The organism is Pseudoflavonifractor phocaeensis, from assembly GCF_021531815.1.
In the GTDB taxonomy this organism is placed as follows: Bacteria; Bacillota; Clostridia; order Oscillospirales; family Oscillospiraceae; genus Lawsonibacter; species Lawsonibacter phocaeensis_A.
In genome coordinates this window covers 86,462-105,506 of record NZ_JADYUM010000007.1, presented here as the reverse complement: position 1 = coordinate 105,506, position 19,045 = coordinate 86,462, and the positions used below count along the sequence as shown (strand labels likewise).

Genomic DNA, 19,045 nt, shown 5'->3' with positions numbered 1-19,045 from the left:
GAGACGCTGTTCCCCCTGGCAGCCCAGCCTCACGGTATCCGGGTAGTAAGGCCGGTATCAAAAGTGCGTGCGGATGGTATCCGCACGCACTTTTCACAAAGTATTTCAGTTCAGATCACAGATTGGCTTTCAGCGCCTCCGCACGGTCGGTCTTTTCCCAGGTCAGGTCCAAATCGTCCCGTTCCCACGGGATCAATAATCCCGCGGGAGCCCTGCATTTTCAAATGCTCGGGGCAAATGAATTGCCCCTGCGCCAATGGTCTCCTACGGAGCCCATTGTACGCGCCAAAAGGCGCGGGTCGCTTCGCTCCCTTCGGCCGGGACCAGAGAAGCAGCTGCTCACAGATTGGCCTTCAGCGCCTCCGCCCGGTCGGTCTTTTCCCAGGTCAGGTCCAGGTCGTCCCGGCCGAAGTGCCCATAGGCGGCCAGCTGGCGGTAGATGGGCCGGCGCAGGTCCAGGTCCCGGATAATGGCGGCGGGGCGCAGGTCAAAGGTCTTCTCCACCGCCTCCTCCAGCCGTCCGTCAGCCACAGTACCGGTCCCAAAGGTGTCCACCCGGACGGAGACAGGCTTGGCCACGCCGATGGCATAGGCCAGCTGGACCTGGCAGCGCTTGGCCAGGCCGGCGGCCACCACGTTCTTAGCCACCCAGCGGGCGGCGTAGGCCGCAGAGCGGTCCACCTTAGTGGGGTCCTTGCCGGAGAAGGCGCCGCCGCCGTGGGGGGCGCTGCCGCCGTAGGTGTCCACAATGATCTTGCGGCCGGTGAGACCGGAGTCGCCCTGGGGGCCGCCCACCACGAAGCGCCCGGTGGGATTGACATAGATCTTGGTCTCAGCGTCCATCAGCCCGGCGGGCAGGATGGGCTTGATGACCAGCTCGATCATATCCTTCCGGATCCGCTCCAGCTCCGCCTCGGGGCCGTGCTGGGTGGACACCACCACCGCGTCGATGCGCTTGGGGGAGCCGTCCTCATTGTACTCGATGGTCACCTGGGTCTTGCCGTCGGGCCGCAGGTAGTCCACCTGGCCCTCCTTGCGCACCCGGGTCAGCTGCATGGCCAGCTTATGGGCCAGGGAGATGGGCAGGGGCATCAGCTCGGGGGTCTCGTCACAGGCGTAGCCGAACATCATGCCCTGGTCGCCGGCGCCGTTGTCCAGGCCGTCGTCCTGCTCCCCCTCCTTGGCCTCCAGGCACTTGTCCACTCCCATGGCAATGTCGGGGGACTGCTCATCGATGGAGGTGATGACCGCGCAGGTGTCACAGTCAAAGCCGAACTTGGCCCGGTCATAGCCGATGTCCCGGACCACGTCCCGGGCGATCTTGGGGATGTCCACATAGCAGGAGGTGGTGATCTCCCCCATGACGTGGACCAGTCCGGTGGTGGCGGTGGTCTCACAGGCCACCCGGGCCTGGGGGTCCTGGGCGATGATGGCGTCCAGCACCGCGTCGGAGATCTGGTCGCAGATCTTGTCGGGATGTCCCTCGGTGACGGATTCGGAGGTGAAAAGTCGTTTTGCCATTGTTGTTTCTTCCTTTCTTTGGCTGGGAGGCTGTAAAAAACGCCCCGCGGCAGGCGGAGCGTTCAGGAGCTTGTTACACCCTCATCTTGCGATACACTACCGCCGGATTTGGCACCTTGCTGGAACAGCAGGTTGCCGTGGTTTCATAGGGCCGGTCCCTCAACCACTCTTGATAAGGCTATGGAATTGTACTGGACGATTATATCAGGTTTTCCCTGTTTGTCAACCGCTTTTTCCAAAAAAGCCGCGGCCGGACAGACGTCCGGCCGCGGAACTGTAGGTATTTCCGGTACTTTAGCGCTCCGCCAGGGTGTGCTCCCGGGTCAGGACGGGGTTGACGCCCACCTTCTTGCCGTTCTCATACAGGTAGAAGCCGGCGCCGCTCTTCCGGCCCAGGAAGCCGGCGGTGACCATCTTGCGCAGGATCATGGAGGGATGGTACTTCTCGCCATACTCCTTGGACAGGACCATCATCACGTTCAGCAGGATATCCAGGCCGATCATGTCGGCCAGCTCCAGGGGACCCATGGGGTGGTTGCAGCCCAGCTTCATGCCGTTGTCCACGTCCTCCACGGTGCCCACATGCAGGCCGACGATGACGCAGGCCTCGTTCAGCATGGGCAGCAGGGCGCGGTTGACGATGAAGCCCGGCTTATCGTCGGAGAGGATCAGGGTCTTGCCCATCTTCTCGCCCACTTCCTTGATCTGGTCCAGAACGTCCTGGGCGGTGAGCAGGCCGAAGATGACCTCACACAGGCGCATCTTGGGCACGGGGGAGAAGAAGTGCATGCCCACCACGCGGTCAGGCCGCTTGGTGGCGGAGGCCAGGGCGGTCAGGGAGATAGAAGAAGTGTTGGAGGCGAAGATGGTGTGGGCGGGGCAGACCTCCTCCAGGCGGCGGAACACGGCCTGCTTGGCGTCCAGGTTCTCATAGATCGCCTCGATGACCAGATCGGCGTCCTTACCGGCGGCCATGCCGGCGTCGATAGACAGACGGGCCAGCGCGGCGGCGCAGTCCTCCTCAGTCATACGGCCCTTCTCCACCTCGCGCTGGAGGGCCTTCTCGATCCCGGCCTTGGCCCGCTCCAGGGCCTCCTGGCGCTGGTCGTTCAGCGTGACGGTGTAACCGCTGCAAATAGCGGTCTGGGCGATGCCGCTGCCCATCAAGCCGGCACCTACTACAAAAATCTTTTCAATAGCCATAATGATCCCCTTTTCTCATCCAATATTCAGATTTTCCTTTGACCGGTCGACCTCCGCCCTTCCAGCTGCTTCGGCTTCCGGTTCCTTCTGCCGCCTATCTTAGCACAGCAACTGGCGCATGTCTCAGCATAAATCGGCCTAAAATCGTCTTATCTTGACCTTAATGCTTCCGCCGCCGCCTTAAGCGCCGTCAAAACCGGTTGAGAGCCGCCGATCCGTCGTCTTCTCCCTTTTCGATGGCACGAACTTGGGCGTAATAGCCGTAGTCCTTGTTCACCTGAACATAGAAGCGGTCGCCAACCTTCTTTCCCAACAGGGCGGAGCCCATGGGGGCCTCCTTGCTGATCAGGCCATGGAGCACGTCCTGGCGGACGGTGGTGACGATCTGCCAGGTCTCCTCCTCGTCATCCTCCTCCAAATACACCGTCACCTTGTCGTACAGGCCCACGGTGTCCGCCCCGGAGTGGTCCTCGTAGACCCGCGCGGTTTTGATCATGTTTTCCAGAAACCGGATGCGGCTCTCGTTTTTGTTCTTCTCCCGCTTGGCGGCCTTATACTCGAAGTTCTCGCTCAGGTCCCCGAAGGACCGGGCCACCTTCACCTCCTCCAGCAGCTGGGGCCGGAGGGTGATCCGGCGGTAGTCCAGCTCCTCCTTCATCTTTTGGATGTCGATCTTGGTCAATTCGTTGTGCATGATCCCGCTCTCCTCAGGCTTCCCAACCGGCCAAATAGTCTCTCTGCTCCGGAGTCAGGGTATCGATGGCCAGTCCCATGGCCGCCAGCTTCACCCGGCCGATCTGGTCGTCGATCTCGTCGGGCACGTTGTAGACCTTCTTTTCCAGTCCCTCCCGGTGCTTGGCCAGCCACTCCAGGGACAGGGCCTGGACCGCAAAGGACATGTCCATGATCTCCGCCGGGTGGCCGTTGCCCGCAGCCAGGTTGACCAGCCGCCCCTCGGCCAGCACATTGAGGGTCCGGCCGTCGGTCAGACGGAAGCCCTCGATATTGCCCCGCCGGGGGAAGCGCTCCACAGCCATCTCCCTCAGGGCGGCCACGTCCACCTCACAGTCAAAGTGGCCGGAGTTGCACAGAATGGCGTTGTCCTTCATCACCGCGAAGTGGCGCGCCACGATCACGTCCTTGCAGCCGGTGGCGGTGACGAAGATGTCCCCGTATTTGGCCGCCTCGTCCATGGGCATGACCCGGAAATTCTCCATGGTGGCCTCCAGCGCCTTGAAGGGGTCCACCTCGGTGACAATGACATTGGCTCCCATGCCCTTGGCCCGCATGGCGATGCCCTTGCCGCACCAGCCGTAGCCCGCCACAACCACGGTCTTGCCCGCCACCATCAAATTGGTGGTGTGCATGATGGCGTCCCAGGAGGACTGTCCGGTGCCGTACTTGTTGTCGTAGTAGTGCTTGGCCTTGGCGTCGTTCACCGCCATCATGGGGCAGGGCAGGATGCCCGCCCGCTGACGGGCATAGAGGCGGTGGATGCCGGTGGTGGTCTCCTCGCAGCCGCCGATGAGCCGCTCCCCATATTGGGCGCACTTGCCGCCCAGCAGGTTGATCAGGTCGCCTCCGTCATCCACGATCAGGTGGGGCTTACACTTCAACGTCTCCACCAGCAGGTCCTCATACTCCTGGGGCGTCACCCCGTGGACTCCGTAAGTGTCCACCCCAAGGTCGGCCATGGCGGCGGCCACATCGTCCTGGGTGGACAGGGGATTGCAGCCCGTCAGATGGACGTCGGCGCCTCCCTCCCGGAGGACCAGGCCCAGATTGGCCGTTTTGGCCTCCAGATGGACGGAGACGGCGATGGTCAGCCCCGCAAAGGGCTTCTCCCGGCGAAACCGCTCCTCAATGCCGCTGAGAGCGGGCATGAAATCCCGCACCCATTGAATTTTCTGATGGCCCGAGGGGGCCAGGGACATATCTTTCACAATACTCATGCAATCTTTCTCCTCTGTTCGATTGGAACACACTGTCTCATTCCCGCTCCGGTTTCCGGAACTTATCAGTTTATTTTATCACAGATCATCCCTGAAAAAAAGCCGCTTTCCGCCCCGCGTTCAAATTGTTTACACTTTGGACGTAGACAATCCTCTCAAAAACGGGTACAATGTACTTTGTTTGAATGACTTGCAATAAGGAGGGCTGTCCATGAGAGCCGTTTCCCGCTGGCTGGACCGCTTTTGCTATAACCATCCCAACTTCGGCCTTCCCGGCCTGATGAAGTATGTGGCCATCAGCAATGTGGCCGTCTATTTCCTGGACATGCTCACCAACGGCATGGTGAGCCGGCTGCTTTATTTCAATTTCAACGCCATCTTCTCCGGGCAGATCTGGCGGCTGGTCACCTTTGTGCTGGTTCCCTCTGTCAGCGGCGCGGGGACCGGCGGCGCCGTCCAGATCTCCTTCTTCTTGATGTTCCTGCTCACCACGTTCTTCTACTACTGGATCGGCACCGCTCTGGAACAGCACTGGGGCACCACCCGTTTCAACGTGTTCTACCTCCTCGGCATCCTGCTCAACGTGGTGTACGGTCTGGTGACTCGCGCGTCGGTGAGCATGTACTACATCAACATGTCCATGTTCTTCTCCTTCGCCACCCTCTACCCGGATATGCGTGTCTACCTCTACGGCATCATCCCCCTGAAGGTCAAGTGGATGGCCTGGCTGGACGCCTTCTTCTTCGCCTACGACTTCGGCTTTTACCTGACCTCCGGCTATATCCTGGGCGCGTTCATGCCTCTGGTGGCCATCCTGAATTATTTCATCTTCTTCTGGGACGACCTGATATCCATCCTCCACCGGGGCCGGGACCGCGCCGCCCACCGGGCAGATCCCCAGACCATCAATTTCAAGAAAGCCCAAAAGGAGGTCCAGCAGCGGAAGGGCTACCTCCACAAGTGCGCTGTCTGCGGCGTCACCGACGCCGACAACCCCAACATGGAATTCCGCTACTGCTCCAAGTGCAACGGCTACTACTGCTACTGCATGAACCACATCAACAACCACACCCATGTGCAATAAGTGAAAAGTCCCCGGGGCGCACAGCGCTCCGGGGACTTTTTCTATCATGCCCGCTCCAAGGCGGCGCGGTATTCCTCCAGTACCTGGGCCACGGTGGACATACGGTCCACCCCCTCCACCTCCGCGCCGCAGAAGAACAGCCCTTCCTCCCAGTTGCCCTTCACCGCCTCGATGAGGGCGTGGGTGATGCAGTAAGGGGTGTGCGCCGGGTCGCAAGTCTTGATGCAGTTGGCACACCAGTCGGGGCCCCGGCGTTCCCCCGCCTCCATCCGCTCCACCAGAGGGCTGCGGATAGCCCGGCCCGGCATCCCCACGGGGCTGTGGATGATGCGCACGTCCTCCTTCTTCGCCCCGATGATGACATCCTTATAGGCCTGGGAAGCGTCGCACTCCGCGGTGGCGATGAACCGGGTGGCGGCCTGGACGCCCGCCGCCCCCATGGCGCGGAACCGGACCAGGTCCTGTCCCGTCAGCCCGCCTCCGGCCACGAATACCGGGATGGAATGGCCGTACTTCTCCTGGTAGGGCGCAATCTCCGCCAGCACCTGGGGCAGGATCTCCTCCAGAGATTGGGCCGTCCCCGCCAGCAGGTCCTCCTCCTTAAAGCCCAGGTGGCCCCCCGCTTTGCAGCCCTCGATCACCAGGAAATCCGCAGTCACACCATACTTTTTATCCCAGGTCTTTAAAATCAGCTTGGCCGCCCGGCCGCTGGACACGATGGGGCCCAGCGCCACGCTGGAGCCCGCCGTCAATCCGGGCAGTTCCAGGGGCAGGCCGGCGCCGGAGATAATGGCGTCTGCGCCCCCCTCCACCGCCGCCCGGACCATGGGAGCGTACTGCCGCATGGCCACCATCAGATTGACCGCCACCAGTCCCCGGCCGCCGGAAATGGCCCGCGCCTTGTCAATTTCCTCTTTTAACGCCCGGACGTTGGCCCTGTTGGGGTCATTGTGAAAATCCGCCTCCCGGTATCCCGGGTGGGCGGCGCTGACGCAGCCCATCCCGCCGCAGGCCGCCACCGCCCCCGCCAGTCCGCCCAGCGACACTCCCACACCCATTCCGCCTTGGATGACCGGGAGCTCCAGCATTTTATCTTTGATCTGAACCATAGCTCTCTCCTTTGGATTTTGGAAAACTCTTTATAGGTTTTTTAAAACCTTATTACATGATAACACAAAATATATTTTTGTCAATGAAAACCCCCGAACCGTTCGGTTCGGGGGTTTACGTTCATCATTTTCCTGCGTCGGCGTGTCGTGACCTACTTTGCAGGCCCGCCGCCACCGCCTCCGCCACCCGGATGCCGTCCACGGCGGCGGACACGATACCCCCTGCGTAGCCAGCCCCTTCGCCGCAGGGATACAGCCCCCGCAGGGGGGACTGGAACCCCTCGTCCCGGAGGATCCGCACCGGGGAGGAGGACCGGGTCTCCACCCCGGTCAGCACCCCGTCGGGATCGGCAAAGCCGTGGAGCTTCCGGTCCAGCAGCGGGATCGCCTGCCGCAAAGTCCCGGTGACATAGCCGGGCAGGCAGGGCTCCAGCTCTGTCCAAGCCACGCCGGGCCGGTAGGTGGGCCGGATGGCGCCCGGCCCCTCTGAGGGCCGCTTCCGGAGGAAATCCTCCACCCGCTGGGCAGGGGCCTGGAAGCCCCCGCCTCCCAGCCGGAAAGCCGCACGCTCCCACTGCTCCTGAAAGCGGACACCGGCCAGCACATCGTCCTCCGGGAAGTCCTGGGGGCCCACCCCCACCAGCAGGCCGCCGTTGATGTTAACCCCGTCCCGGGCCCGGAGGCTCATGCCGTTGGTGACCACGCCCCCCTGCTCCGAGGCGGCGGCCACCACCTGTCCTCCGGGGCAGACGCAGAAGGTAAAAGCGGACCGGCCGTCGGGCAGGTGGCAGGCCAGCTTGTAGTCCGAGGGAGGCAGCTGCTCCCAGGCCGCGCCGTACTGCCGCCGGCTGACCATCTCCTGGCTGTGCTCAATACGCACCCCGATGGCGAAATTTTTCTTCTCCATGGGCACCCCGGCATCCCGGAGCATGGCAAAAGTGTCCCTTGCCGAGTGGCCCGGAGCCAGCACCAGGGCGTCACAGGGCAGGTCATAGGGGCCCTGGGGGCCCTCCACCCGCAGCCCGGTCAGTTGGCCGCACTGGATCTCCAGTCCGGCCAGCCGGTGCTCAAACCGGACGTCGCAGCTCAGCGCGATGAGCTCCTGCCGAATGGTCTTGACCACCTGCCGCAGCACATCGGTGCCGATGTGGGGCTTGTGGGAGTACCGGACGTCGGCCGGGGCTCCCGCCTCCACCAGCGCCTCCATCACCGCCCCGATCCTGGGGTCGTGGGTCCCTGTGGTCAGCTTGCCGTCGGAGAAGGTGCCCGCGCCCCCCTCTCCAAATTGCACATTAGAGGCGGTATCCAGCAGTCCCGTGTTCCAGAACCGCTCCACATCCGCCGTCCGGGCGTCCACATCCCGCCCCCGCTCCAGCACCACGCAGGGTAGGCCGTTCCGGGCCAAAAACAGGGCGGCAAACAGTCCCGCCGGCCCCATGCCCACCACCACCGGGGGCAGCGGGGACCTGCGCCCCACCGCCGGGAACCCGTAGGGCTGCCGCTCCACCAGCTTCACGTTTTTCCCCGGGGCCTGTTTCACCAGCCCCGCCGCTCCGGGCATGGACAGCTCCACGGTGTACACATAGTGGACGTCATACTTGTTCCGGGCGTCGATGGATTGGCGGACGATATGCAGCTCCCCCAGGGCGCCGGGGCGCACCCCCAGGGCCTTGGCCGCCCGCTTCCGCAGCTGCTCCAGATCTCCGCCCACAGGCAGAGGCAAATTTCCGATTTGGATCATAAACTCACCTTTCACGGCCGGTCCGGCCGCGGCACCCAGGTCCGCGGCCAGTCCTCTTATCAAATATGGTCGAGATACCCTTCCACATCAAAGGGCTCCAGAAGGCTGTCCTTCCGCAGGTACAGGGGATGGTGGGGGTGGCCCTTTTTGGACTTCCTGCCCGCGGAGTACCACCGGGCCCCCCGGGCTTTTCCCAGGGCGATCATGTCCCGGACGCAGCCGGGCAGGTAGTCCCGCTTCTCGATGATGGTGCCCCAGGCGGCCCACACCGCCGGAGCGCCCCCCCTGTCCAGAGACAGGGCGTAGTCGAAGGCCTTCATATTCTGGGCGTGGAGGTCCTGGTTGTAGGTCCGCTCCATGTCGTCCGGGTCGGTGGCCCGCTGGGCGTAAACATTGAACATGAGGAAACTGTCATAGCCGTTATGGAGCGCCACCCGTTCCACCGATTTCAGGGTGTTATCCAGATCGTCGGGGGCGGCGGTGGAGGGATTGATGCCCACGCAGATCAGGGGCTTTTCCCCCCGGGTCCCCAGGATATAACGGTACTCTGAGTAATAATTCGGCACATAAAGCCATTTTGTAATATCATAATCCGGGTTTGGGCGGTTGGCCGCCTCCAGGGCCCGGTCAAAATCCGCCAGTTCCAGCAGGTTCGTTTCACAAGTTGGGATGTGCATGTCCGTCTCTCCTCCGTCCGGTGTGTGTTCCGCTACCAGCATACCAGCAATTCCATCCCGGCGCAAGGGAAAAGTCCCCTTTCCGTTTCTTCGCCGCAGTCCCATTTTTCCTTATCCGGCTTTTTCTTTTTGAATTGGACAATATTCCCTGGAAAATTTACAGTTCCTTCATTGTCCTCCTGCCCATCCCGTTCTATAATGGAAGCAATTACATCAGAAAGAAGGTCATTCCCCGTGCATATCTCCCGGAAACGGCTGTGCCGTCCCATTCTCTCCCTGTCCCTGGCCGCCGCTCTGCTGGCCCAGCCTGTCCTGGCCGCCGGCCAACCCACAGTTCCCCAGGGCTGGACCTCCCCCTTTTCCGACGTGAACCAGGGGGACTGGTACTATCCCTTTGTGGCCGTTCTGAACAGCCAGGGCGTGATCGCCGGTTACCCCGACGGGCGGTTCGGCCCCAAGGACCCCATCTCCGCCGGCGCTGCTCTGGTTATGGTGCTGAAGGCCGCGGGCTGCGGCGATCTGGAGCCCCTCCAGGATGCCCACTACGCCGCCAGCTATGCCAATTACGCCGTCAGCCGGGGCTGGCTGACCTGGGATGAGATACCGGATGACCTGAACGGCGCCGTCTCCCGGCTGTTTGTGGCCCAGCTGGCCGCCAAGGCCCTGGGGCTGGAGCCCGCCGAAGGCGGCTTCTCCCCCTTCGCCGACGTGGATGACGGCTATGTCACCGCCCTGCAGCAGGGCGGCATCGTGAACGGCAGCATCCAGGACGGGGTCCGGGTCTTCTGCCCGGAGTCCTCCATCACCCGGGCGGAGGTCAGCGCCATCGTCTGGCAGGTCCAGGCGTACGCCAGCCACATCCGCTTCGGCTCCCATACCCTGGACATCCTGCCCGGGGTCCCGGCCAGCGTCTGGGACAAGGGTGCCTTCCTGAATACAGGCGGCCGGATGACATACACCGGACAGGGGGCAGAGCCCGCCCTAGGGGTGGATGTATCCTCCCACCAGGGGGACATCGACTGGGAGGCCGTGGCCGGAGACGGCATAGACTTCGCCATGATCCGGGCGGGAGGCCGGTACTACGGTAAGGACAGCGGCACCATCTTTGAGGACACCCGGTTCCGTGACAACATCCGCGGCGCCTCTGACGCCGGGCTGGAGGCAGGCGTCTACTTCTTCTCCCAGGCCGTCTCCGTGGAGGAGGCGGAGGAGGAGGCCCGTTTCGTGCTGGACCTGCTGAAGGACTGCGACATCACCGGACCTGTGGTCTTCGACTGGGAGAACATCTCCAACGCCCCCGCCCGCACCGACGGCGTGGACAGCGCCACCCTCACCGCCGCCGCCAACGCCTTCTGCACCCTGGTGGAGGAGGCGGGCTACCAGCCCATGATCTATTTCAACCAGTACATTGCCTACCTGCTCTACGACTTGGAGGGGGTGGCCCAGTACCCCTTCTGGCTGGCCCAATACAGCGACACCCCCGACTTCCACTACAACTTCCAGATGTGGCAGTACACCGACGCCGGCCAGGTGGCCGGCATCCAGGGCAAGGCGGACCTGAACCTCCGCCTGCTGCCCTGGTGACGGGCTGTTTTCCCCTTGCCAAACCGCCCCGTTGGTGGTTCAATAGAGGTATCAGAAGAAAGGATGGACTGCTATGCTCTCTCTCCAGGATGTTCAACAGGCCAAGGCCCGCATCTCTCCCTACATCGTCCGTACCCCACTGCTTCGGATGCCCGCTCTGGACGCGGCTCTGGGCTGTGAGGTCTACTTAAAGTTTGAAGGTTTTCAGGTCATGGGCGCCTTCAAGATCCGGGGCGCCATGAACAAAGCCCTGTCCCTGACCCCGGAGGAGCTGGGACGCGGGCTGGTGTGCGCCTCCTCCGGCAACCATGCCCAGGGGGTGGCCTGCGCCGCCCAGCGGCTGGGGGCAAAGGCCGTCATCGTCATGCCCACCAACGCCAACCCGGTGAAGCTGGCCGGGGTAAAGTCCTTCGGCGGCCAGGTGGAGCTGGTTGGTACCCTGTCCTCCCAGCGGGAGGCCCGGGCCCAGCAGCTGGTGGAGGAGGCCGGGATGGTCAACGTCCACCCCTACGCCGACCCCTATGTGGCCGCCGGCCAGGGGACCATCGGCCTGGAGATCCTGGAAGACCTGCCCGGCGTGGATGCGGTGGCCTGCCCCATTGGCGGCGGCGGGCTGATCTCCGGGGTGTCCACCGCGGTCAAGGGGCTGAATCCGTCGGTCCAAACCATCGGGGTGGAGCCCGCCGGCGCTCCCCGGTACTCGGCCAGCCGGGCCGCCGGCCGGCCCGTGGCCCTGGAGCAGGTGGACACCATCGCCGACGGCACCCGCACTGACCACGCCAACCCGGACAACTTCGCCATGATCCAGGCCCGGGTGGACCGGCTGTGCACCGTGGAGGACGGTTTCATCCGGCAGGCCATGGTGCTGCTGATGACCAAGGCCAAGCTGACGGTGGAGCCCTCGGGCGCTCTGCCCGTGGCCGCCGCCCTGGCCGGGACCCTGCCTGTCCGGCAGGGGCAAAAGGTTGTCTTTGTCCTGTCCGGCGGCAACGTGGACCCCACCCTGGCCTCCCAGCTTCTGGCCCGGGCCTGAACAACAGAATCTTAACGTCTCCTTGGCTCCGCTTTTTTCGAAAAGCGGAGCTAATTTGTTGGAGAATTTCCTGATTTTTTTGTGATCTCCCCCTGTTTATTCTGTTTTTTCCCGTTCTGTCCCACAGTTTTTCTTAACAAAACCGGAACAAAACAGTCCCTTTTATTAGCGCCCCCTCCCGCCCACATTCCCGTATAATGTGGGCAGAAAACCTTTTGATCGGGAGGAATGACACATGCACAGCAAAGCCTATGAGGAAGCCAAACGGGAATTCTACAACTGCCTTCGGATGGTCCCCTTCACCCTCGGCATCTCCCTCTACTTCGCCTTCCACGAGTGGAAGCCCATTATGAAGGAGGAACTGGACAAGGAGCGGACCCAGGCGGCTGTCTGATGCCTATGGCGCAAAAAAGCGGCGGACGAATGTGAAGTTCGTCCGCCGCCTCTTATTCTTCCTGTTCCGCCAGCCGGGCCCGGAGGCCGGAGTAGCGCCTGTCCTGGCGGTCGTTGGCCACCATCCGGGCCACCGCTCCCTGGTCCCCCACCACGATGAACAGCTCCTTGGCCCGGGTGATGGCGGTGTACAGGATCCCCCGGGTCATGAGCATAGGCGCCCCCTCCAGGGCGGCCAGGATCACCGCCCGGTACTCGCTGCCCTGGGCCTTATGTACCGTGACGGCAAAGGCGGGCTCCAGCTCTCCCAGCATGTCTGGGGTGTACTCCACCACCCGGCCGTCAAAGTCCACAGTGGCCACCTCTCCCTCGATGGAGCGAATCACCCCGATGTCCCCGTTGAACATCCCCATGCCGGACCGGACGCCGCCCTCCTCCCGCCAGAGGATGTCGTAGTTGTTCTTCACCTGCATCACCCGGTCCCCCGCCCGGAAGACCCAGTCGCCGAAGCGCCGCTCCCCCTTCCCCTCCAGGGGCGGGTTCAAGGCCTGCTGGAGGGCCTGGTTCAGCGCCCGGGTCCCCGTCCCCCGCCGCCGGGTGGGAGACAGGACCTGGATCTGATCGGCGGGGATGCCCATGCGCTCGGGCAGGCGTCGGCGGCACAGGTCCACAATGGTGTCCAGAGCGCTCTGGCTGTCCCGCCGGGAGAGGAAAAAGAAATCGTTGTCATTTTTCCGCAGGTCGGGCAGCTCCCCGTGATTGACCATGTGGGCGTTGCGGACAATGGCGCTCTGGGCCGCCTGGCGAAAAATCTCCGTCAGGCGGACAGTGGGCACGATCTTGCTGCGGATCAGGTCGGCAAACAGGTTCCCCGGCCCCACCGAGGGCAGCTGGTCCGGGTCCCCCACCAGCACCAGGCGGCAGTCCCCCCGCAGGGCCCCCAGCAGGGCGGCCATCAGGGGCAGGTCCACCATGGAGGTCTCGTCCACTATGACCGCGTCGGCGGGCAGGGGGTCATAGGCGTCATGGTTGAACACCAGCTTGCCGCTGTGGGGGTCAAAGCCCGTCTCCAGCAGCCGGTGGATGGTGGAGGCCTCGGTGCCGCACAGCTCTCCCAGCCGCTTGGCCGCCCGGCCCGTGGGAGCGGCCAGGGCAGTCTCCAGCCCCATGGCGTCAAACAGGGCCAGCACCCCCCGCAGGCAGGTGGTCTTGCCGGTGCCCGGACCGCCGGTGAGCAGCACGACCTGCCGGCTGGCGGCCAGTTCCACCGCCTGACGCTGCTGGGGGGCGTAGGTGATGCCCTGTTCCCGCTGGATCTGGCGGATCAGACGGTCCAGCCTCTCCGGGGGCGTCAATTCCTCCCGGCTCATCTCCCGCACCCGCTGGGCCACGAAGACCTCCGCCTCATAGAGGGCGGGCAGGTACACCGCTTCCTGGCCGGCCACCGTCTCACATTCCACTTCTCCCCGGGCCGCCAGGGACTCCAGACATTCCTCCAGCAGTTCCCCGGAGACCTCCAGCAGCATGCCGGTGGCCTCCACCAGCTTCCGGTGGGGCAGGAACGTGTGGCCGTTGTTCAAATTGTTGTGGGCCAGTTCAAAGATCAGCCCCGCCTCCAGCCGCTGAGGGTCCTCGGCCCCCACCCCCAGGGACAGGGCCAGACCGTCCGTCTGGGAAAATTCCACTTGAAACTCCTCGTTCACCAGCAGGTACGGGTTGGCGGTCAGCACCTCCAGGGCCACGTCCCCATAGGCCCGGCGCAGGGGGCTGGCCAGCTCCAGAGGCAGGTTGTGTGCCGTCAAAAACTCCATCAGGCGGCGCATCCCCATCTGCTGGCGGAACACGTCTCCGATCTGCCGGGCCCGCTTGGGAGAGATGCCGCGGATCCGGGTCAGCTGCTCCGGGTGTTCCTCGATGACATTGAGGACCTCCTCCCCAAACTCCTCGATGAGCAGCCGGGCGGTGGCCTTCCCCACCCCCTTGACTGCGCCGGAGGCCAGATAGTGGTAGATCTCCTTCAGTCCCTGGGGCAGACGGCGCTCCACTGTCTCGGCCTTGAACTGCGGGCCGTAGGTGGCGTGGCGGACCCAGCGGCCCCGCAGGGACAGGTACTCCCCCGGGGAGACCCCCGGCATGGTCCCCACCGCCGTCATTTCCTCCTCTTTCACGTCCAGACGGAGGATAGTGTAGCCGTTCTCCTCATTTTGATAGATGATGGCGGAGACGGTCCCCTCCGCCAGCTGGAGTTCCGTCTTTTCTTCCATTGGGGCCGCCTCCTTTTCCTCAGTGTTGGGCTATGTAATCGGCCAGGTGGTCCGCCGGCCACAAGATCACGCCGGGCCACCGGGCGGTCAGCCGCAGGGCCAGCTCCCAGCCCTCGGGGGTCAAGTCCACATCGGCGATGACGATGGGACAGTCCAGCAGCCCCAGCCCCCGCAGCCAGATAAAGGCCCGCACCGCCTGCTCCAATTCCTCTCCGCCGCCCCGGCCGGGGATCAGGGCCCGGACGCCCGGGGCCGGAATGGGACGGAGCAGCCGCCCCATCAGCCACCAGGCCAGGAAGGCCAGCCCCAGCACACACAGCGCCGTCAGCAGTACGTCTGTCATCAGTCCCACAAAGCAACACCTCCGGGCCATCCTATGCTCAGACGCTTTCCGGGGTGTTGGGTCCACTATGAACGGTTTTGAAAAACAGGCGCGGTAAATTTTTATTCGCTGTCCATGGAGCCCGAACCCCATGTGATGCAGGGCAAGGGCTCTGCCCTTGCCCTGCAAATTTACACCGCGCCGGAAAACAGGTTGATGCCCACATGGGTCAGGGCCAGCATGATGCACCCGGCGGTCAGCACCCCCAGCACCACGGCGGGCATGGCCTTTTTCAGCCGCATATCCAAAAAGGCGGCGGCCAGGGAACCTGTCCAGGCCCCGGTCCCCGGCAGGGGGATGGCCACAAAGAGCCACAAGCCGAGATACTGGTATTTCAGCACCTTCTGTCCCTTCAGGTGGGCCTTCCGCTCCAGCTTGTCCACCAGGCCGTTGAGCGACGGGAAGTAGCGGCGCATCAGCTTAAAGATCCGCCGGATGTATACGATGATAAAGGGGGTGGGGATCAGGTTGCCCAGCACCGCCGCCGGAAAGGCCAGATAATAGGGCAGGCCCAGGGCCACGCCAAAGGGCAGGCCCCCCCGCAGTTCAATAATAGGTATCATGGATACCAGCATGGTAAAGACACATTTCCCCGGAAGGGTGCCCGTCAGCCATTGTAACAATTCCATAAATCGATCCTCAAATGTTATCTGTAGTAGTTGGGACGTCCGATCCCGATGCTCTCCCAGCGGCTGGCCCGGCGGCGCTCCGCCGCCACTGTCTCCGCGATCTCTCCGCTGACCAGGGCGGTCACGTTGTCCTTCACCGCCCGCATGGAGGCGATCATCTCCTCCACATCCTCCGGGGTGGTCTCCCGGTAAACACCCACGCTGATGTCCCGGAAGGCGTAGCAATAGCCCGCCTCGCTGTCGTCCACATCTCCCGCGTTTTCCTGCTCCAACAGCTCCAGCAGCGCGCCGGCATCTGTCTCAAACACATGGGCGCCGTAAATCAGGGGCTTCAAACCACCCTCCGAACCGCCGCACTCGATAAACTCAACCTTTCCCTCGGCGTCGAAATCGAATCGGAGCCGGTTATCGAAATAATACCAGGAATTTTTCACCGCGTTGGCCGGGCCGAATATCTCCTCCACCTGGGCCTGTGAGTCCCCAAAGGCCACCCGGCGTCCCTTCCACTCCGCCCCCACCAGGGGCAGCAAAAGCAATGTCTCGTCCATCTGTTTTTCCTCTCTGTTTTCTGCTGGCGGGCGGCTCATGGCCATCCCTTCAAAAGCCGCCGCAGGCGGCGCCGCAGCTCCTGATTTCTGATTTCAACTCACTCCAGCATCCTCTTGAGATACTGTCCCGTATAGGAGGCGGCGCACTGCGCCACCTCCTCGGGGGTCCCGGTACAGACGATGTCGCCGCCGCCGTCGCCCCCCTCGGGGCCCAGGTCGATGATATAGTCCGCGGTCTTGATCACGTCCAGGTTGTGCTCGATGACCACCACGGTATTGCCCGCCTCCACCAGTTTCTGGAGCACCTCAATGAGCTTGTGGACGTCGGCGCTGTGGAGGCCGGTGGTGGGCTCGTCCAGGATATAGATGGTCTTACCGGTGGAGCGCTTGCTGAGCTCGGTGGCCAGTTTGACCCGCTGGGCCTCGCCGCCGGACAGCTCGGTGGAGGGCTGGCCCAGCTTCACATAGCCCAGGCCCACCTCCTCCAGGGTTTTCAGGCGGTTGTAGATCCGGGGCAGGTTCTCGAAGAAGGGCAGGGCCTCGTCCACCGTCATCTCCAGCACCTCATAGATATTCTTGCCCTTGTACTTGACCTCCAGGGTCTCCCGGTTGTAGCGCCGGCCCTTACACACCTCGCAGGGGACGTAGATGTCGGGCAGGAAGTGCATCTCGATCTTGATGAGGCCGTCCCCCTGGCAGGCCTCACACCGGCCGCCCCTGGTGTTGAAGGAGAAGCGGCCCGGTCCGTAGCCCCGGCTCTTGGCGTCGGGGGTGGAGGCAAACAGGTCCCGGATGTCGTTGAACAGGTTGGTATAGGTGGCGGGGTTGGACCGGGGGGTGCGGCCGATGGGAGATTGGTCAATGTTGATGACCTTGTCCAAAAACTCCTCACCCTCGATGCGGTCGTGCTTGCCTGCCCGGGTCTTGGTACGGTTCAGGTCGGCCCCCAGCTTGTTGTACAAAATCTCGTTGACCAGGGAGGACTTTCCGCTCCCTGACACCCCGGTGACGCAGGTGAAGGTGCCCAAGGGGAAGGCCACGTCCACATGGCGCAGGTTGTGCTCCGCCGCGCCGAAGACTTTCAAATACTTTCCGTTTCCTTTCCGGCGCTCTTGGGGCACCGGGATCTTTTTGCGCCCGGCCAGGTAGTCACCAGTGATGGAGCCGGGGGTGTTCATGACCTCCTCCGGCGTGCCGGCGGCCACGATGCGGCCTCCGTTGACCCCCGCACCGGGGCCCACGTCGATGATATAGTCGGCGGCGCGCATGGTATCCTCGTCGTGCTCCACCACCAGCAGGGTGTTGCCCAGGTCCCGCAGTTCCTTCAGGGTGGCCAACAGCTTGTCGTTATCCCGCTGGTGCAGGCCGATGGAGGGCTCATCCAGGATATACAGCACCCCCATGAGGGAGGAGCCGATCTGGGTGGCCAGCCGGATGCGCTGGCTCTCGCCGCCGGAGAGGGTGCCCGCCTCCCGGGACAGGGTCAGGTACTGCAGGCCCACGGAGCGCAGAAAGCCCAGGCGGTTTTTGATCTCCTTCAAGATCTGGGCGGCGATCATGGTCTGGGTCTCGTTCAGCTCCAGGCGGTCCATGAAGTCGTAGGCCTCAGTAATACTCTTATGGCAGTAGGTGTCGATGTCCAATCCGCCCACGGTGACGGCCAGGGACTCTTTTTTCAGCCGCCGGCCCTTGCAGGTGGGGCAGGGGCACTCGCTCATGCACTCCTCCAGCTCCCGCTTCACCCCGTCGGACTGGGTCTCCCGGTAGCGGCGCTCCAGGTTGTTGACAATGCCCTCGAAGGGCTGGTACAGGGTGCCCTGGCCCCGGGGCTGGTCGTAGTGGAGGGTCAGCTTCTCCCCCTTGGTTCCGTAGAGGATGACGTCCATCACCTCGGGGGGCAGGTCCTTCACGGGCGTGTTCAGCTTGAACTTGTACCGTTTGGCCAGGGCCTCGAAATACATCCGGGAGATGCCGTCGGACTTGATGTTGCTCCAGCCCGAGGCGGTGATGGCCCCCTCGATGATAGACAGGTTCTTGTTGGGGATAATGAGGTCCGGGTCCAGCTTCATCTGGGAACCCAGGCCCATGCAGGTGGGGCAGGCGCCGAAGGGGTTGTTGAAGGAGAACATCCGGGGGGTCAGCTCCTCGATGGACACACCGCAGTCCTCGCAGGCGTAATTCTGAGAGAACAGGATGTCCCGGTCCTCCCCCACCACGTTGATGATCACCAGGCCCCCGGCCAGATTGGAGGCGATCTCCACACTGTCGGTGAGCCGGCGGGTGATGTCCTCCCGGATGACCAGGCGGTCCACCACGATCTCGATGTTATGCTTTTTGTTCTTGTCCAGCTTGATCTCCTCGGACAGGTCATACAAAGAGCCGTCCGCCCGGACCCGGACGTAACCCGACTTCCGGGCGTCCTCGAAGATCTTCACGTGCTCGCCCTTCTTCCCCCGGATGATGGGGGCCATGACCTGGATGCGGGTGGCCTCGGGCAGGGCCATCACCTGGTCAATGATCTGGTCGATGGTCTGCTGCTTGATCTCCTTGCCGCAAATGGGGCAGTGGGGGGTGCCCACCCGGGCCCAGAGCAGACGGAGGTAGTCATAGATCTCCGTCACGGTGCCCACGGTGGACCGGGGATTTTTGGAGGTGGTCTTCTGGTCGATGGAGATGGCCGGGGACAGGCCGTCGATGTAGTCCACGTCGGGCTTCTCCATCTGGCCCAAAAACATCCGGGCGTAGGAGCTCAGGGACTCCACATACCGCCGCTGGCCCTCGGCGTAGATGGTGTCAAAGGCCAGGGAGGATTTGCCCGACCCGGACAGGCCGGTGAGGACCACCAGCTTGTCCCTCGGGATGGACACGTCGATGTTTTTCAGGTTGTTCACCCGGGCTCCCTTGACGATGATGTGACTGTGCATA

At 63.2% G+C, this 19,045-nt stretch carries 16 protein-coding genes and 1 riboswitch; of the genes, 4 read left to right on the top strand and 12 right to left on the bottom strand.

Annotation, left to right across the window (positions count from 1 at the left end):
- Nucleotides 1-339 precede the first annotated feature (339 nt).
- From metK to I6E42_RS06145, 4 genes are all read right to left on the bottom strand, one after another.
- Nucleotides 340-1,521: a methionine adenosyltransferase gene (gene metK / locus I6E42_RS06160; protein WP_235371057.1), complete on the bottom strand. Its 1,182-nt coding sequence runs from the start codon at nucleotides 1,519-1,521 to the stop codon at nucleotides 340-342.
- Between the two features lie 78 nt (nucleotides 1,522-1,599).
- Nucleotides 1,600-1,700: riboswitch (SAM riboswitch) on the bottom strand.
- Nucleotides 1,701-1,815: 115 nt separating this feature from the next.
- A complete protein-coding gene (locus tag I6E42_RS06155) occupies nucleotides 1,816-2,724 on the bottom strand; it encodes a 3-hydroxyacyl-CoA dehydrogenase family protein (protein ID WP_235371056.1) in 909 nt (302 codons plus the stop codon).
- Nucleotides 2,725-2,914: 190 nt separating this feature from the next.
- Nucleotides 2,915-3,418, bottom strand: coding sequence for a GreA/GreB family elongation factor (locus tag I6E42_RS06150; RefSeq protein ID WP_235371055.1), 504 nt, complete (start codon nucleotides 3,416-3,418; stop codon nucleotides 2,915-2,917).
- Nucleotides 3,419-3,431: 13 nt separating this feature from the next.
- Nucleotides 3,432-4,676, bottom strand: coding sequence for an adenosylhomocysteinase (locus I6E42_RS06145; RefSeq protein WP_235371054.1), 1,245 nt, complete (start codon nucleotides 4,674-4,676; stop codon nucleotides 3,432-3,434).
- Nucleotides 4,677-4,887: 211 nt separating this feature from the next.
- Between I6E42_RS06145 and I6E42_RS06140 the strand changes: the two genes are divergently transcribed.
- A complete protein-coding gene (locus I6E42_RS06140) occupies nucleotides 4,888-5,760 on the top strand; it encodes a rhomboid family intramembrane serine protease (RefSeq protein ID WP_235371053.1) in 873 nt (290 codons plus the stop codon).
- Nucleotides 5,761-5,804: 44 nt separating this feature from the next.
- On the opposite strand, the gene I6E42_RS06135 is transcribed toward I6E42_RS06140, so the two are convergent.
- From I6E42_RS06135 to I6E42_RS06125, 3 genes are all read right to left on the bottom strand, one after another.
- Nucleotides 5,805-6,869: an NAD(P)H-dependent flavin oxidoreductase gene (locus tag I6E42_RS06135; RefSeq protein ID WP_235371052.1), complete on the bottom strand. Its 1,065-nt coding sequence runs from the start codon at nucleotides 6,867-6,869 to the stop codon at nucleotides 5,805-5,807.
- Between the two features lie 124 nt (nucleotides 6,870-6,993).
- Nucleotides 6,994-8,610 carry an NAD(P)/FAD-dependent oxidoreductase gene (locus I6E42_RS06130; RefSeq protein WP_235371051.1) on the bottom strand — a complete coding sequence of 539 codons (1,617 nt, stop codon included), beginning with the start codon at nucleotides 8,608-8,610 and terminating at the stop codon, nucleotides 6,994-6,996.
- Nucleotides 8,611-8,669: 59 nt separating this feature from the next.
- Nucleotides 8,670-9,287 (bottom strand): DUF1643 domain-containing protein, encoded by a 618-nt coding sequence (locus I6E42_RS06125; protein ID WP_235371050.1) that lies wholly within the window; start codon nucleotides 9,285-9,287, stop codon nucleotides 8,670-8,672.
- 234 nt (nucleotides 9,288-9,521) lie between these two features.
- On the opposite strand from I6E42_RS06125, the gene I6E42_RS06120 reads away from it, so the two are divergent.
- From I6E42_RS06120 to I6E42_RS06110, 3 genes are all read left to right on the top strand, one after another.
- Entirely contained in the window at nucleotides 9,522-10,871 is a 1,350-nt protein-coding gene (locus tag I6E42_RS06120; RefSeq protein WP_235371049.1) for a GH25 family lysozyme, read from the top strand.
- 73 nt (nucleotides 10,872-10,944) lie between these two features.
- On the top strand, nucleotides 10,945-11,904 hold the full coding sequence (locus I6E42_RS06115) for a threonine ammonia-lyase (RefSeq protein ID WP_235371048.1): 960 nt from the start codon (nucleotides 10,945-10,947) through the stop codon (nucleotides 11,902-11,904).
- 235 nt (nucleotides 11,905-12,139) lie between these two features.
- Complete coding sequence (locus tag I6E42_RS06110; protein ID WP_235371047.1) at nucleotides 12,140-12,298, top strand: hypothetical protein; 159 nt, start codon at nucleotides 12,140-12,142, stop codon at nucleotides 12,296-12,298.
- Between the two features lie 52 nt (nucleotides 12,299-12,350).
- Here the strand turns inward: I6E42_RS06110 and recD2 are convergent, their stop codons facing one another.
- From recD2 to uvrA, 5 genes are all read right to left on the bottom strand, one after another.
- Nucleotides 12,351-14,561: an SF1B family DNA helicase RecD2 gene (gene recD2 / locus I6E42_RS06105; protein ID WP_235371046.1), complete on the bottom strand. Its 2,211-nt coding sequence runs from the start codon at nucleotides 14,559-14,561 to the stop codon at nucleotides 12,351-12,353.
- Between the two features lie 19 nt (nucleotides 14,562-14,580).
- On the bottom strand, nucleotides 14,581-14,913 hold the full coding sequence (locus I6E42_RS06100) for a hypothetical protein (RefSeq protein ID WP_235371045.1): 333 nt from the start codon (nucleotides 14,911-14,913) through the stop codon (nucleotides 14,581-14,583).
- 161 nt (nucleotides 14,914-15,074) lie between these two features.
- The gene (locus tag I6E42_RS06095; RefSeq protein WP_235371044.1) at nucleotides 15,075-15,572 is read right to left on the bottom strand and encodes a COG2426 family protein; all 498 of its coding nucleotides are present in this window, start codon (nucleotides 15,570-15,572) and stop codon (nucleotides 15,075-15,077) included.
- Between the two features lie 17 nt (nucleotides 15,573-15,589).
- A complete protein-coding gene (locus I6E42_RS06090) occupies nucleotides 15,590-16,120 on the bottom strand; it encodes a hypothetical protein (RefSeq protein WP_235371043.1) in 531 nt (176 codons plus the stop codon).
- Between the two features lie 98 nt (nucleotides 16,121-16,218).
- Entirely contained in the window at nucleotides 16,219-19,044 is a 2,826-nt protein-coding gene (gene uvrA / locus I6E42_RS06085) for an excinuclease ABC subunit UvrA (protein ID WP_235371042.1), read from the bottom strand.
- Nucleotide 19,045 lies beyond the last annotated feature (1 nt).

Excerpts from the sequence above, each read along its gene's own strand:
- I6E42_RS06115 (WP_235371048.1), top strand. The coding sequence starts at position 10,945 with ATGCTCTCTCTCCAGGATGTTCAACAGGCCAAGGCCCGCATCTCTCCC.
- I6E42_RS06150 (WP_235371055.1), bottom strand. The coding sequence starts at position 3,418 with ATGCACAACGAATTGACCAAGATCGACATCCAAAAGATGAAGGAGGAG.
- I6E42_RS06130 (WP_235371051.1), bottom strand. The coding sequence starts at position 8,610 with ATGATCCAAATCGGAAATTTGCCTCTGCCTGTGGGCGGAGATCTGGAG.
- I6E42_RS06095 (WP_235371044.1), bottom strand. The coding sequence starts at position 15,572 with ATGGAATTGTTACAATGGCTGACGGGCACCCTTCCGGGGAAATGTGTC.
- I6E42_RS06110 (WP_235371047.1), top strand. The coding sequence starts at position 12,140 with ATGCACAGCAAAGCCTATGAGGAAGCCAAACGGGAATTCTACAACTGC.
- I6E42_RS06125 (WP_235371050.1), bottom strand. The coding sequence starts at position 9,287 with ATGCACATCCCAACTTGTGAAACGAACCTGCTGGAACTGGCGGATTTT.
- I6E42_RS06155 (WP_235371056.1), bottom strand. The coding sequence starts at position 2,724 with ATGGCTATTGAAAAGATTTTTGTAGTAGGTGCCGGCTTGATGGGCAGC.
- metK (WP_235371057.1), bottom strand. The coding sequence starts at position 1,521 with ATGGCAAAACGACTTTTCACCTCCGAATCCGTCACCGAGGGACATCCC.
- I6E42_RS06140 (WP_235371053.1), top strand. The coding sequence starts at position 4,888 with ATGAGAGCCGTTTCCCGCTGGCTGGACCGCTTTTGCTATAACCATCCC.
- I6E42_RS06145 (WP_235371054.1), bottom strand. The coding sequence starts at position 4,676 with ATGAGTATTGTGAAAGATATGTCCCTGGCCCCCTCGGGCCATCAGAAA.
- recD2 (WP_235371046.1), bottom strand. The coding sequence starts at position 14,561 with ATGGAAGAAAAGACGGAACTCCAGCTGGCGGAGGGGACCGTCTCCGCC.
- I6E42_RS06135 (WP_235371052.1), bottom strand. The coding sequence starts at position 6,869 with ATGGTTCAGATCAAAGATAAAATGCTGGAGCTCCCGGTCATCCAAGGC.
- I6E42_RS06090 (WP_235371043.1), bottom strand. The coding sequence starts at position 16,120 with ATGGACGAGACATTGCTTTTGCTGCCCCTGGTGGGGGCGGAGTGGAAG.
- uvrA (WP_235371042.1), bottom strand. The coding sequence starts at position 19,044 with ATGCACAGTCACATCATCGTCAAGGGAGCCCGGGTGAACAACCTGAAA.